This is a genomic window from Gilliamella apicola, from assembly GCF_003202655.1.
Lineage (GTDB): Bacteria > Pseudomonadota > Gammaproteobacteria > Enterobacterales > Orbaceae > Gilliamella > Gilliamella apicola_R.
Window position 1 is genome coordinate 140,276 of the sequence record NZ_QGLR01000007.1, and the last position, 14,709, is coordinate 154,984.

Below are 14,709 nucleotides of genomic sequence, written 5' to 3' on the forward strand. Positions count from 1 at the left end.
TTCAAACTAAAATTGAACTGGCAGGTTAATATCTATCTATAATATTAGTTAAATGAAAATTTAACGTTTACGCAAATAACCTAACACCCGAAAAGAATCGATTTTCCATCCTCCATCTCTAAATATTAATGGAAAGGTCGCGCGACTTCTGGCTGTTGGACCAGGATTTTGCTGGATGATCTCAATTTCATTGTCAGTAACTTTACTGATAATGGCAACGTGGCCATATTTAGACCAATCAAAAACAATAATATCATCAACTTGAGGTTTGGTGGGGGATCCATTATGAAACTGAAGTAAATTTCGTTTAGGATTGAGACTTCCATCTGGTATTGAATCATCAAAAAAATCTTTAGCATGCCCATAACTGTCAGGCATTTTATGATTAAAACGTTCATAGTAATAACGTTTAATAAATTCAACACATTGATACTTTAGCCCTAAATTATAACCATCTTTTGCAACATTCCTACCACTTACATTACTTATTGAACCATTATAATAAACTTTAACACCATTAAACTCATCAACAACCATGCCAATTTTACTTTTATCAACATCTAAAGCAGCATAAACAAAATGACAAAAACCATAACCTAATAATATTAATGAAATAATTATTGAGAAAATAATCCTTCTAGAGCTTAAAAACATTTGGGGATCCTACTACATATCTTTTTTCATTAATCTGATTAGATAATTTTGATTAAATCTATATCTTAAAAGCAAAGAGTGTTTTAATTCGTAAAACTATTGTTTATATTAATCAATAAATGTTATCTATTTTATAGTAAAGAGGAAAATTTTTAAGTAAATTATTGATGTTTTCAATTATTATTTTATCGTTACTTAACTTCTTTTAATGTCAGATATTAATTTATTAAAAAATAAAGTAAAATAAGATAATTTTTGGGTGATTAGTAATAAAGGTCCATTTTATTAATGATTAATCTTACTCACGTAATTAACGTAAACTATGAATAAAAAAAATTTAATCTGTATCATTCTGCTTATTTTGATAATTGGTATTTATTACCGTTACCAAATAGACGATAACGCTTCTATCGCGTCATCAAACACAAATTCGCCTGATACACCTATTTATCAAAGTGATGATATGATAACCAATGTTTATGATTTATCAGGCAACATGGTATATAAGATTGAATCAAGCAAAGTAAGACATTTTGATAATACGGAAAATACTGATTTTGATTTACCTAATGTGACACTTTACGATCAGGATCATGTGGCTACTTGGCATATTAAAGCAAAACGTGCAACCTTGACTAATGATAAATTAATCTACCTTTATCAAGATGTTGTGTTAACAAATTTAACCCCTGATTCGCAATTACAACAAGTGTTAACCGATAATGCTGTAGTTGATTTAAAAACACAACTGGTAACGTCTGATGATCCAGTAAAAATTAAAGGAGTAGGCTTTTTTTCGACGGGCATCGGTTTAATCGGTGATTTAAGAGAAAAAACGGCAAATATACTTGAAAATATAAAAACCTTCTATAATACTGAGGCGCAATAAAAAATGAAATTAAAAAAACAAGCAACTTATCTATTGTATTTTTTATTCTGTTTATCATTTGCTTGTTTTGCAGATGAAGCCACTTTGGAATCTTCTTCCTCGCAAAAAGACCAGAAGATGTTTGCTAGTGACAAGCCTATTATGATTGATGCTGACAATCAGCAAATTGATATTGAAAAAAATATTATCACCTTCACTGGTAATGTTCAGATTGTTCAAGAAGGTTTAACAATATGGGCTGATAAAGTTGTTATGACCGATATGCAAGACTCAACAAAACAAAAAATTACCGGATATGGTAATCCGGTAAAATATAAACAGATTATGCCGCAAAATAACAAAATTGTGACCGGGCACTCATCGCAGGTTATCTATGATGTGAAGGATAGCAACATCATATTGCAAGGGGATGCGGAGCTAGTTCAGGATGATAATCGCATTAAAAGTTCGCTTATTACTTATGATTTAAAAAGACAACGAATATTTGCACAACCGGGTAGAAATGAACGAGTAAAAACTACTATCATCCCAAATCAAGTTAAAGAGATGAACAAATAATATGTCAATTTTAAAAGCCGAAAACCTCGCTAAAGTTTATAAAAAGCGACGTGTTGTTGAAGATGTAAGTTTAACAGTCAATTCTGGTGAAATAGTTGGTCTGCTTGGTCCTAATGGTGCGGGTAAAACCACGACTTTTTATATGGTAGTTGGCATAGTCACTTTAAATGCCGGAAAAATCTATCTCGATGATCATGATATTAGTATCTTACCATTACATGAGCGCGCTCAAAAAGGTATTGGCTATTTACCGCAAGAAGCCTCGATATTTAGAAAATTATCGGTTATTGATAATATTTTGGCTATATTAGAAACGCGTAAAGATATTGATAAAAATGAAAAATTAAATCGAGCAGAAGAGCTACTTGAAGAATTCCATATTACGCATATACGAAACAATATTGGTCAATCTTTATCAGGTGGTGAAAGACGAAGAGTTGAAATTGCTAGAGCCTTAGCTGCTAATCCAAAATTTATTTTACTCGATGAACCTTTTGCTGGGGTCGATCCGATCTCAGTTATTGATATCAAAAATATCATTAAACATCTACGCGATCGTGGATTAGGTGTACTAATTACCGATCATAATGTCCGTGAAACGCTTGATGTTTGTGAACGCGCCTATATAGTAAATAAAGGACATTTAATTGCTGAAGGTACACCTGATAGTATATTAAATAATGAATATGTTAAACGCGTTTATTTAGGACATGAATTCAGATTATAGATTATGATGAAACAAGGCTTACAACTGAAGATTTCTCAACAGTTGTCAATGACGCCACAATTGCAACTCGCAATTCGCATGTTGCAATTGTCGACTCTAGAGTTAAGACAAGAAATTCAAACTGCACTTGAAAATAATCCACTATTGGAAATTGCTGATCAATATGATGAAATTAATGTTGAGCAGCAAGATCTTGGCGAAAATATTGATACGCGTGAAGCATTAGATAGTCAAGAAATTCCAGAGGATATCCCTTTAGATGCATCTTTAGATGATATTTATACTGCGGGTACACCATCAGGAACCTATTCAGATTATCGTACTGATGAATTACCCATCTATCAAGGTGAAACACACGAAACCTTACATGACTATTTAAATTGGCAATTGGATTTAACGCCTTTTAGTGATATTGATCGTGCAATTGCGTTATCGATTATTGAAGCAATTGATGATAGAGGTTACCTAACCGTTTCTAGTGAAGAAATTTTAGATGAACAAGGTAATAATGAAATTGAACTCGACGAAGTTGAAGCGGTATTAAAGCGAATTTGGCATTTTGATCCAATTGGCGTTGGAGCAAGAACTTTACAAGAATGTTTGACTATTCAAATTCAACACTTAACGCCACCAGCGTTAGTCAAAGAGATCATCGATAACTATCTAGATTTATTAGCAAGCCACGATTATAGAACTCTTAAAAAACGGTTAAATGCTTCTGATGAGCAGTTAAAAGAGGCGATTGATTTTATTCAGCATTTACAACCTTATCCTGGTGACTCGGTTAATACTACGCCACCGGATTATGTTATTCCAGACGTTGTGGTTAAAAAAATTGCCGGTAAATGGATAGCGGAATTGAACAGTGATACAGTTCCAACGCTACGCATCAATCAACAATATGCAGCGATGGAAAAGATAAGTAATGAAAGTGATAGCCAATATATTCGCTCAAATTTACAAGAAGCCAATTGGTTTATTAAAAGCGTCGAAAATCGTAACGAGACTTTATTAAAAGTTAGTCAATTTATTGTTGAGCACCAACAAGCTTTTTTTGAAAATGGTGCTGAATATATGAAACCAATGATTTTGTCTGATATTGCCGCTGCGATTGATATGCATGAATCGACTATCTCGCGAGTGACTACACAAAAGTATTTACAATGCCCAACCGGCATCTTCGAGTTAAAATTCTTTTTCTCAAGCCATGTTAATACGGAATCAGGTGGAGAAGCCTCGTCCACTGCCATTCGGGCATTAATTAAAAAATATATTTCAGAGGAAGATGCTAAAAAGCCTTTGAGTGATAGCAAATTAGTTTCAATCCTTGAAAATCAGGGCATCATTATTGCTCGGCGAACGGTTGCAAAATATCGTGAGGCATTGTCGATACCACCTTCAAATCAACGAAAACAGCTTTGATATTGGATTGCTGTTTTCGTTTTTTGCTATTAATTTCTAAATCACTTTTTGCGTTTCAATAATCATCATATCAGAGGTAAAAGATCCATCTGATTGTAATTCGAAGTAAGATTTTGTATCTTGAGATGCACTTATTTGATAAATCCTTATCGCATCCACTAAATTATTCGGTGTACGCATACGTTTTATCCAACTATCAAAAATCAAGGGTAAACGATGGCGTTGAATCTTATCAATAGTAAATCCAGCTTCGCTTAAAAATGTCAGCCATTCGCCAGGCGTATAGTCGCGTACGTGAGAAGTATCACGTAGTGCTTCAATCGTTTGTAACCAAATATCTAAAACAGGTTGACCAGGCGAAACGACATCCATAATAATTAATTTACCATTTGGTTTGGTAATTCGATGCAGTTCACGCAAACTTTTACCCACATCCTGCCAATGATGGGCAGAATAACGACTTACGACAATATCAAAATAGTTATCGTCAAATGGTTGATGCTCAGCATAACCTTGTACGGTGGTAATATTTTTTAAGTTACGTTCATCCGCAGTTTGTTCAACCACTGCTAACATTTGCTCCGATAGATCGTAAGCTGTGACATGTTTAACCTGTTTTGCTGCAATAAAACTGACATGGCCTGCGCCACATCCCATATCTAAAAATTCAGCATTAGGATAATTAGTTAAAAAGCTGGCTAGATATTCAAGATCAGCACCTTGAGCATGAACTTTACTGGTTAAGTAGGCGTTAGCTTGCTGGCCGAACTGTTGATTTACTTTATCGTGATGGGTTGTCATTAATTATTCCTATACAAGGCGCTTGCGCGCCTAAATAAATTAATTTAAGAATGTAGGAATTTTATGCTCAAAAGAGCTGATAGCATCTTCATGTTGCAGGGTTAAGCCAATATTGTCTAAACCATTTAATAAACAGTGGCGTTTGAAGGCATCAATTTTAAATGAATATTGTTTATCACCGGCGATCACGACTTCATTTACTAAGTCGATAGTGAATTCAATTCCCTCATTGGCTTCAACCAATTTAAACAACTCATCTACTTCTTCTTCTGATAAGTTAACTAATAATAGTTGATTATTAAATGAGTTATTATAGAAAATATCAGCAAAGCTTGAACCAATGATAGTTTTAAAACCATAGTCGGTTAATGCCCATGGCGCGTGTTCACGCGATGATCCACAACCAAAGTTTTCACGAGCTAATAAAATACTCGCGCCTTTATAACGAGGTTTATTTAATACAAATTCTGGATTAGGTTGTTTGCCAGCATCATCTAAAAATCGCCATTCATGAAATGCATGTTGCCCAAATCCGGTACGAGTAACTTTCTGTAAAAATTGTTTAGGAATAATCGCATCGGTATCGACGTTCGCGGCATCTAAAGGCACGACTAATCCAGTATGTGTAGTAAATTTTGCCATGACAAGTCTCCTTAAAATGGTTTGCGAATATCAGTAAAATGACCAGTAATGGCCGCCGCAGCTGCCATTGCCGGGCTAACTAAATGCGTTCTGGCATCACGGCCTTGGCGTCCTTCAAAATTACGGTTACTGGTTGATGCACAGCGATCACCTGGTGCTAATTTATCATCATTCATCGCTAGACACATTGAACATCCTGGTAAACGCCACTCAAAACCGGCATCGATAAAAATCTTATCTAATCCTTCAGCCTCTGCCTGTTCACGCACCGGACCGGAACCCGGAACGACTAAAGCTTGAACACCATCGGCGACTTTACGACCTTTGGCAACTTCAGCAGCGGCACGCAGATCTTCGATACGGGAATTAGTACAAGATCCTATAAACACTTTATTGATCTTAATATCAGACATTTTAGTTCCCGCGGTTAACCCCATATAGGCTAATGCGCGTTCAGCTGAATGTTTTTCAATTGGATCGGAAAAATCTTGAGGATTTGGTACTTGAGAATCAATAGCGGTTACTTGACCAGGATTAGTTCCCCAAGTTACTTGCGGAGCAATATCTTTTGCTTCTAAAGTCACAATCGTATCGAAATGTGCTCCTTCATCTGTTTTTAAGGTTTTCCAGTAAGCAACAGCTTGCTCAAAATCTTCTCCTTTAGGTGAGAATTGACGACCTTTTAAATATTCAAATGTGGTTTCATCTGGTGCAACTAATCCAGCTTTGGCACCCATTTCAATGGCCATATTACATAATGTCATTCGGCCTTCCATTGACAAAGAAGTAATGGCTTCGCCACAAAACTCAACTACATGACCTGTACCACCAGCACTGGTTGTTTTACCAATGATCGCTAGAATAATATCTTTGGCGGTAATGCCATCAGCGACTTTGCCTTTGACCTCGATTTTCATCGTTTTAGCGCGACCTTGTTTCAATGTTTGGGTGGCTAAAACGTGTTCAACTTCCGATGTCCCAATCCCAAAAGCTAATGCACCAAAAGCGCCATGTGTTGCGGTGTGTGAGTCACCACAAACTATTGTCATACCCGGTAATGTCATCCCTTGCTCAGGGCCAACAACATGAACGATACCACGTAATGGACTTTGTAAACCGTATAAAGAGACGCCAAACTCTTCTGCATTTTTAGCTAATTCGGTTAGCTGAATTCGTGCCATCTCACTACAAGCGCTTAAATCATTACTTTTTGTTGAGGTGTTGTGATCCATTGTGGCGAAGGTTTTATGCGGTTGTCGGACTTTACGATTCATTGCGCGTAAACCATCAAAGGCTTGAGGAGAGGTGACTTCATGAACCAAATGGCGGTCGATATACAAAATAGGGGTTTCATTTGGAGCTTCATAGACAACATGTGCATCATATAATTTTTGATACAATGTTTTTGGTTTTGTAGACATTGCTTATATTCCTTTAATATTCTTTAAAAGGGTTAATATAATTTATTAACCCTTGCTCTAAAAATTAAATTAAACGACAAATGGTATCACCCATTTCATCGGTTGAAACATAACTACCACCACGAGCAAGATCGATAGTGCGTACGCCTTGTTGTAAAGCATTATTCACGGCATTTTCAATAGCTTTGGCGATATCATCACGTTTTAAACTATAACGAACCAATAGTGCTAATGATAAAATTTGTGCCGCAGGATTGGCGATATTTTTACCGGCAATATCTGGTGCACTACCACCAGCAGGCTCGTATAAACCAAAGCCATCTTCATTTAGGCTAGCAGAAGGTAGCATTCCCATTGATCCAGTAATCATGGCGCATTCATCAGATAGAATATCACCAAATAAATTAGAACATAATAATACATCAAATTGAGCAGGATCTTTAACAAGTTGCATCGTCGCATTATCAATATACATATGTTCAAGTGAGACATCAGGATACTGTTTGGCAACTTCGCTCACGACTTCACGCCACAAAATGGAGGTTTGTAATACATTGGCTTTATCAACAGAAGTAACTTTTTTACGACGAATTTTTGCTGCTTCAAATGCCATACGGGCAATTCGTTCAATTTCAAAACGGTGATAAACTTCAGTATCAAAAGCACGCTCTTGAGGACCAGAACCTTCACGACCTTTTGGCAAACCAAAATAGATACCGCCAGTTAACTCACGCATACACAAAATATCAAAACCACGGTTAGCAATATCTTCACGTAAAGGACATAACTCTTCTAAACCTTGATACAAACTAGCAGGGCGCATATTAGCAAATAATTTAAAATGTTTACGTAATGGTAAAAGTGCTCCGCGTTCAGGTTGTTGATCGGGGGGTAAATTGGTCCATTTTGGTCCACCAACCGAACCAAACAAAATAGCATCAGCTTTTTCACACCCTTCAAGTGTCTCTTTTGGTAATGGGCAACCATGAATATCAATTGCTGCACCGCCAACATCATATTCACTTGTTGTAATTGCAAGATTGTATTTTTGACGAATAACCTCTAGTACTTTATAAGCCTGTTTCATCACTTCTGGACCAATTCCGTCACCGGGTAGTACTGCAATATGGTAATTTTGAGACATATCTATTCCTTATAATTAATTTAAGTATTTCGTTATTGAATGACGAAATAGCAACTATTTGTTAATCATGGTGCAATTTTTGTTTTTGCTCAGCAACTTGATTCGCTCTATAAACATTATTTAATACATTAATTAATGCTAATGCTGATGAATGTACAATATCAGTCGCAAGCCCAACACCGTGGAATTTGCGCCCTTTATATTCGGCAACGATATCAACTTGACCTAAGGCATTTTCGCCCTGTCCTTTAGAAGCTAATTGATATTTTACAATTGAAATCGGTTCGCCAGTGATGCGATGTATCGCTTGATAAACTGCATCAACAGGACCATTACCGGTTGCTGCATCTGAATATTTTTGATCGCCAATGGTCAAACTCACAGAAGCCGTTGAAACGACAGTGGAACCCGACTGAACATTGAAATAATCCAATACATAATGTTCTTGATCGTCTTTAAGTTGATTAATAAAGATCAACGCTTCTAAATCATAATCAAAAACTTGGCCTTTTTTATCGGCAAGCTCTAAAAAGGCACTATATACTTGATCTAAATTATAATCGCCATCGTGGTAACCTAACTCTTCTAAACGATGTTTAACCGCCGCTCGACCTGAACGCGAAGTTAAATTTAATTGGATTTGATTTAAACCGATTGACTCAGGGGTCATAATTTCGTAGGTTTCGCGATTTTTTAATACGCCATCTTGATGGATACCCGATGAGTGCGCAAAGGCATTACTACCAATAACCGCCTTGTTAGACGGTATTGGTGTATTGGTAATTTGGCTGACAATTTGGCTGGTACGATAGATTTCTTGATGATTGATATTGGTGTGCACGTTTAAGATATTTTGACGGACTTTGATCGCCATAATGACTTCTTCTAAAGCCGTATTGCCCGCACGTTCACCTAAACCATTCATCGCGCCTTCAATCTGCCGAGCACCTTCTTGAATCGCGCTAATCGAGTTAGCCACCGACATACCCAAGTCATCATGACAATGAACAGAGATAATCGCTTTATCAATGTTCGGGACACGTTCAAATAAGGTACGAATAATGCCACCAAATTGATAAGGGACAGTATAACCGACAGTATCTGGTATATTGATCGTCTTCGCCCCTGCTTGAATTGCTGCTTCAACAATCCGACATAAGTTATCAATTGGGGTACGGCCTGCATCTTCACAAGAAAACTCCACATCATCTGTATAATTACGTGCACGTTTAACACAGTGCACCGCCTTTTCGACAACATCTTCAAATGTCATCTTTAATTTATCTTTAACATGTAAGGTCGATGTCGCCATAAAAGTATGGATACGAAATTGATCGGCTACTTTTAGCGCTTCGGCGGCAACATCAATATCCTTATCTATACAACGAGACAACGCACATACACGACTATTTTTAATGGTTTTAGCAATAGTTTGTACAGATTCAAAATCACCAGGAGATGAGATAGGAAAACCAACTTCCATCACATCCACTCGCATTCTTTCTAATGCTAAAGCTATTTGTAATTTTTCTTTAACATTTAAACTTGCTTGTAACGCTTGCTCACCATCACGTAATGTTGTGTCAAAAATAATAATCTGATCGCTCATTGTTATTTCCTTTATATTTTAGCGCTATCACGGTATTTCAAGTTGAGAAAACAAAAAACCCGCACTTTAGCGCGGGTTCTTGTTAATCTGTCGAGTTAATTATTAAATTACTTTTACTCCACACACAAGCTATCCGCGCAAACTGATGCGAGGAGGAGGCTGAGTAGGAGGTTAGTATATTTAATCATTAACTGCTCAATTTTATTTATAAATTATTGGTGATATTTTTATCAAATGATCATTGCTCTGTCAATGATTATTTGAATATTAATTGCTCATTATGCTAAATATCACCAATAAATATATAGAAATTACAATACTATTAGAGTTCTTGAGGAATTTCTATTGTTTCTAATTTTTTAATTACAAATATGTGTGCTAAAGCGCCGATTAAAGAAACCGCTGAAATATAACACATTGCATAAGCAAAACTGTTTGTATATTGTAGAATTAACCCCATGATAATTGGTGTAATTATACCTGCACAGTTTCCGGCAATATTGAAGAAACCACCAACAGTCCCCATGACTTTTGCCGGCACAATATCACTCAGTAAAACCCAACCAATATTGGCAAAGGCATTTGCAAAAAATGCAAAAGATAATAGTCCAATGGCTATAGCGGGATAATCTTCAAAGAAGTTAGCCAAACACATAACTCCAGCGAAGCCTAATCCTAAAATTGATGGTAATTTTCGAGAAAAAGTTCTGCTTTTTCCTCTTTTCATTAATGCATCACTTACAAATCCACTGCATAGTAATCCAATCATCGCCATAATATACGGGAACATTGCCCCAATACCTGCTTTAGAGATTGATAAATGTAAGCCTTTTTCAAGGTAGACAATGAACCAAGTAAGGAAGAAATAAAGGGTTGAATTTAGGGCAAATTGAGCAATACATAACCCTAAAAAATTGCGTTGTTTTAATACATAACTAATCTCTTTCCATTCGACTTTTTCTTGTTTTTTCTTGGCTTGTCCTAGTCCGCCACCTTGCTTTATATAATCAATTTCTAGTTGATTCGTCCGGTTACTATCTAAAGGATCACGGTAACGGATTAACCAATAAATACCAAAGAGAATACCCACAACACCACAAACATAAAATGACATTTCCCAACCATAATTAGCGACAACAAAAGCTAAAATTGGCGTTAAGCCCGCAAGGCCAATGTACTGCGCACAAGCATAAAGTGCAGTTGCACTGGCTCTCTCTTGTGTTGGAAACCAAGTGGATATAATTTTAGTGTTCGCAGGAAAAGAAGGCGCTTCCGCTACGCCTATCAATGATCTACAGAGTAATAAAAATAGGAATGATGATGCAGCTGTTGTGAAAATATGATTTGAAGCAATACCCATGAGTAACGTGAATATACTCCATAAAATAATTGCACAGCCATATAATTTTCTTACTCCAATACGATCAAGTATATAGCCAACTGGTATTTGACTTAAAACGTACGCCCAAGTAAACATTGAAAAAAGAAGACCAAGTTGTGCCGGAGTTAACGAAAACTCGGCTTGAATACTAGTACCGGCTACGGATAAATTTGCTCTGTCCATATAGTTGATTGCTGTTACAATAAAAAGTAACACCAATACAAAATATCGAGATTTTGTTGCTTTCATTTTTGTTCCTTGTTAATTATAAATATTGTCCATTAGTTAAACAGTTACAATGGCTCATGATTTCTTTCGTTGTTTGATAGGCCTGTGAAATTATCCATTCAGGTGTTTTTTCCCAATATTCAGGTCTAAAGGTTTCAATTGAAACCATTCCTGTGTATCCCATCTCTTTTAAGGTGATTAGAAAATTGTTTAAATTGAGTACTCCTTCATCGCAAAAGCGGCGTAGTGCTTGAGACAACTGTTCTTCGGGAGCATCGTCCCCATTATTTATATGAACGGCAAAAATTTTATTAACAGGAATTTGTTTTATTACTGAAAAATCATTCAAACGGTTGTATAAATAAAGATTAAAAGAATCGATAACCAATCCAACATTGTCTTTGTTTACGGTTTTTACTATTTGCCAAGCTTGTTCAACAGTTCTTACCGAACTGCGATTAAAACCAACCAATTCGAAGCAAAGTTTAATTCCATAAGGTTCGGCTAAATTTGATAAGTGAGATAAGATTCTTACTGAATTTTTGTAATTATCTTCCCATGAACCAATAAATGGTCCTCCATTGGGATCTCTTTGTAATGGTGGAACTATAATAAAATATTCAGATCCAATTACTTGTGCTATTTCGCATCCCCAGATAAACTCGGCAACTAAGTCTTGTTCTTGTTGGCTTTGCGTGCCATCAAATAGAGTTGGAAATGTATAAAGGGCATTTAATGCATGCGGTTTTAAGTTATTTTTTTCAAAAAAATGCTTTAATTCGTTTACATCATGTTCTTTCAAATATTCATGAAGCATATCTAATCTTAGTTCGATAAAATCAAAGCCATTTTTTTCACATAGGACTAAGTCTTTATCTACACTAGAACATTTCATGGCATTTGATTGATTATATCCAATTTTCACAATAGCACCCTTAATCTAGTGGAAACTTAATAACTTTATTACTTTGGGTGCTACGATAAATTGCTTCAATCAACTCAACTGTTTTTAAACCAGCGAGTCCATCAATTAAAGGGGGAGTATCGTTTATTAATGAATCAAGAAAATCTTCAATTTGAAGTTGATGATAATAGTACATTGAATCTACACTATTAAAAAAGTCACAATCTTCTTTTTTCCATATTGGTAATTGATCTTCTTCTCCTTGAATCGTCCATAAGTCATTATATGGCGGCTCAGTAATTGAAGACACCCCAGCAATAAACATTGCACCGCCGTCGGTTTGTACTCCAATAGAAGCGCCATTTTCTCCATGAACATGCACTTTTCCATAGAGTGCAGGATTTTGAGAATTACTTACTAACACATTACCTATACCGCCATTTTTAAATTTAATGATGGCAACAGCTGTATCTTCAACTTCGATATAGGGATGATTTAGGTTTTTCCATAATCCATAAACCTCTTCAACTTCACCCATGTACCATAAAAGTAAATCAAGTTGATGAGGAGCTTGATTGACTAGAACGCCTCCGCCTTCACCTTGCCATGTTCCTCTCCAAGGATCGCTTTCGTAATAAGCTTTATCACGCCAACCTAACATGGTTACGGTGCCAATTATTGGCTTGCCAATTTTTCCATCATCAATCGCTTGTTTCATTCTTAAACATGGTCTATAAAAACGACGTTGGCACACGGTGCCTATTTTGGCGTTACCTTTTTGGGCCGCAGATAATATTGCCTGAGAATCAGCTAAATTTGATGCTAAAGGTTTCTCGACTAAAATATGGCATCCCAAATTGGTTGCTGCTATGGCAACAGATGCATGGATAGGGTGAGGAGTACAAATACTAAGCATCTCAATCCCTTCATTTATAATCATTTGCTCAACATTATCATAGGCTTTAACACCATATTGTTTTGCAAACTCTTGCGCTCGTGCCAGATTTTGATCACAGACAGCTATAAATTTAGATTGTTTTAAATTCATCAATGCTTTTGCGTGAAAGTGTCCTACTTTTCCACAACCAACAAGAGCTGTTTTTAAGTTTTCCATTTAATAAAATCCTCTAATGTTACTGGTAACTAATTAAGTCATAAAAATGAATTAATTTTCTTCATTATAAGGTTAATCAGATAATAAATTATTTGATACCGGTCACATTTTCAGAACAATTATTTTTAGAACAATTATTGCTTATTTCGCAGATTAGAGATTAAAGGGTAATCTATAAGCTATTATTTTTTCTCTTTAAAGAGAATAAAAATACCTCAATGACCAATCATTAATTATCAACAATCTCTAAAAAAGAAACAGAAAAAATAAATTGAAAAATAGTTGAAGAATATGCAGAATGGTTAGCGTTTAGGGCATAAGTGATAAATTGCCTGATAAGTAGTTTCTCTAGATTCAAAATAATCATTTCAATAATAAGAATGTTCATTATTTATGTATCCATTTCTACTCTAAAAAGAGATTTACCCAAGTAACGCTATTTCAACATTAATTATCATTGATTGGAGCCATTATGAATATCGTCGAAATTTCGCAAAAACGTTATACAACTAAACATTATGATAAAAGTAAAAAGATTCCTAAAGATAAAATTGAACAGTTACTAACTGTATTAAGAAATAGTCCTTCGTCGGTAAATTCACAGCCTTGGCATTTTTATATTATTGATAATGATGCCGCTAAAAATAAAATTTTACCGGCCATTGCTGAGTTCAATCAACCGCGAGTGACCGATTCTTCGCATACTATTTTATTTTGTATTAAAGCGCCTTTAGAAGATGCGCATTTAGTTAACCTACTTAATCAAGAAGAGAAAGATGGCAGATTACCATCATCTGAGCTTAAGCAAACTCAGGATGAATCAAGGCGTTATTTTGTCACTAAAAATAGCAAAACCGTTGAGTCTCAACAATGTTGGGAAGGTAAACAGACTTACTTGGCTTTAGGGCAATTACTTTTTGCTGCCGCGGCAATTGGTGTTGATTCAACGCCTATCGAAGGATTTGATTGTGATAAAATGGATGAGATTTTAGATTTAAAACGCAAAGGGTTAAAAAGCTTAGTCATTGCGACATTAGGTTATCGCTCTGAAAATGATGGCAATGCCCATCGACCAAAATCACGGTTACCAAAAGAACAGATTTTTACATTTTTATAAAATCACAAACAATATTCTCCATATTAAATCAATATGGAGAATATCCACACAGACTTTATTGCAACATCTTTTCGGCTAGATGAGCCAATCATTGCACT

At 35.7% G+C, this 14,709-nt stretch carries 14 protein-coding genes; 5 read left to right on the plus strand and 9 right to left on the minus strand.

Translation table 11 applies throughout. The features are described 5' to 3' along the window. Positions 1–60: 60 nt before the first annotated feature. On the minus strand, positions 61–654 hold the full coding sequence (locus DKK70_RS03515) for a CHAP domain-containing protein (protein ID WP_110432755.1): 594 nt from the start codon (positions 652–654) through the stop codon (positions 61–63). 322 nt (positions 655–976) lie between these two features. On the opposite strand from DKK70_RS03515, the gene lptC reads away from it, so the two are divergent. Genes lptC through DKK70_RS03535 form a run of 4 tightly spaced genes read left to right on the plus strand, consistent with a single transcriptional unit; the run spans position 977 to position 4,250 of the window. Beyond that, positions 977–1,543, plus strand: a complete 567-nt coding sequence (gene lptC, locus DKK70_RS03520; protein ID WP_110432756.1) for an LPS export ABC transporter periplasmic protein LptC — start codon at positions 977–979, stop codon at positions 1,541–1,543. A 3-nt stretch (positions 1,544–1,546) separates the two neighbouring features. Then, positions 1,547–2,101, plus strand: a complete 555-nt coding sequence (gene lptA, locus DKK70_RS03525; protein ID WP_110432757.1) for a lipopolysaccharide transport periplasmic protein LptA — start codon at positions 1,547–1,549, stop codon at positions 2,099–2,101. Between the two features lies 1 nt (position 2,102). Beyond that, positions 2,103–2,828, plus strand: a complete 726-nt coding sequence (gene lptB / locus DKK70_RS03530) for an LPS export ABC transporter ATP-binding protein (RefSeq protein WP_034884243.1) — start codon at positions 2,103–2,105, stop codon at positions 2,826–2,828. Between the two features lie 6 nt (positions 2,829–2,834). Beyond that, positions 2,835–4,250 (plus strand): RNA polymerase factor sigma-54, encoded by a 1,416-nt coding sequence (locus tag DKK70_RS03535; protein ID WP_110432758.1) that lies wholly within the window; start codon positions 2,835–2,837, stop codon positions 4,248–4,250. Positions 4,251–4,286: 36 nt separating this feature from the next. Here DKK70_RS03535 and DKK70_RS03540 read toward each other — a convergent pair whose 3' ends face one another. From DKK70_RS03540 to DKK70_RS03575, 8 genes are all read right to left on the minus strand, one after another. After that, positions 4,287–5,051: a class I SAM-dependent methyltransferase gene (locus tag DKK70_RS03540; protein ID WP_110432759.1), complete on the minus strand. Its 765-nt coding sequence runs from the start codon at positions 5,049–5,051 to the stop codon at positions 4,287–4,289. A gap of 39 nt (positions 5,052–5,090) precedes the next feature. Beyond that, positions 5,091–5,693 (minus strand): 3-isopropylmalate dehydratase small subunit, encoded by a 603-nt coding sequence (gene leuD / locus DKK70_RS03545; RefSeq protein WP_034884245.1) that lies wholly within the window; start codon positions 5,691–5,693, stop codon positions 5,091–5,093. Positions 5,694–5,704: 11 nt separating this feature from the next. After that, positions 5,705–7,114, minus strand: coding sequence for a 3-isopropylmalate dehydratase large subunit (leuC, locus tag DKK70_RS03550; RefSeq protein ID WP_034884246.1), 1,410 nt, complete (start codon positions 7,112–7,114; stop codon positions 5,705–5,707). 64 nt (positions 7,115–7,178) lie between these two features. Further along, positions 7,179–8,258 carry a 3-isopropylmalate dehydrogenase gene (gene leuB, locus DKK70_RS03555; protein WP_110422746.1) on the minus strand — a complete coding sequence of 360 codons (1,080 nt, stop codon included), beginning with the start codon at positions 8,256–8,258 and terminating at the stop codon, positions 7,179–7,181. A 61-nt stretch (positions 8,259–8,319) separates the two neighbouring features. Beyond that, complete coding sequence (gene leuA / locus DKK70_RS03560; protein WP_034884249.1) at positions 8,320–9,867, minus strand: 2-isopropylmalate synthase; 1,548 nt, start codon at positions 9,865–9,867, stop codon at positions 8,320–8,322. Positions 9,868–10,189: 322 nt separating this feature from the next. After that, the gene (locus DKK70_RS03565; RefSeq protein ID WP_110432760.1) at positions 10,190–11,497 is read right to left on the minus strand and encodes an MFS transporter; all 1,308 of its coding nucleotides are present in this window, start codon (positions 11,495–11,497) and stop codon (positions 10,190–10,192) included. Positions 11,498–11,513: 16 nt separating this feature from the next. Continuing rightward, positions 11,514–12,401 carry a sugar phosphate isomerase/epimerase family protein gene (locus DKK70_RS03570; RefSeq protein ID WP_110432761.1) on the minus strand — a complete coding sequence of 296 codons (888 nt, stop codon included), beginning with the start codon at positions 12,399–12,401 and terminating at the stop codon, positions 11,514–11,516. A 10-nt stretch (positions 12,402–12,411) separates the two neighbouring features. Further along, positions 12,412–13,494, minus strand: coding sequence for a Gfo/Idh/MocA family protein (locus DKK70_RS03575; protein WP_034884544.1), 1,083 nt, complete (start codon positions 13,492–13,494; stop codon positions 12,412–12,414). 472 nt (positions 13,495–13,966) lie between these two features. Here DKK70_RS03575 and nfsB point away from each other — a divergent pair, with 472 nt between their 5' ends. Further along, complete coding sequence (gene nfsB, locus DKK70_RS03580) at positions 13,967–14,611, plus strand: oxygen-insensitive NAD(P)H nitroreductase (protein ID WP_110432762.1); 645 nt, start codon at positions 13,967–13,969, stop codon at positions 14,609–14,611. Positions 14,612–14,709 lie beyond the last annotated feature (98 nt).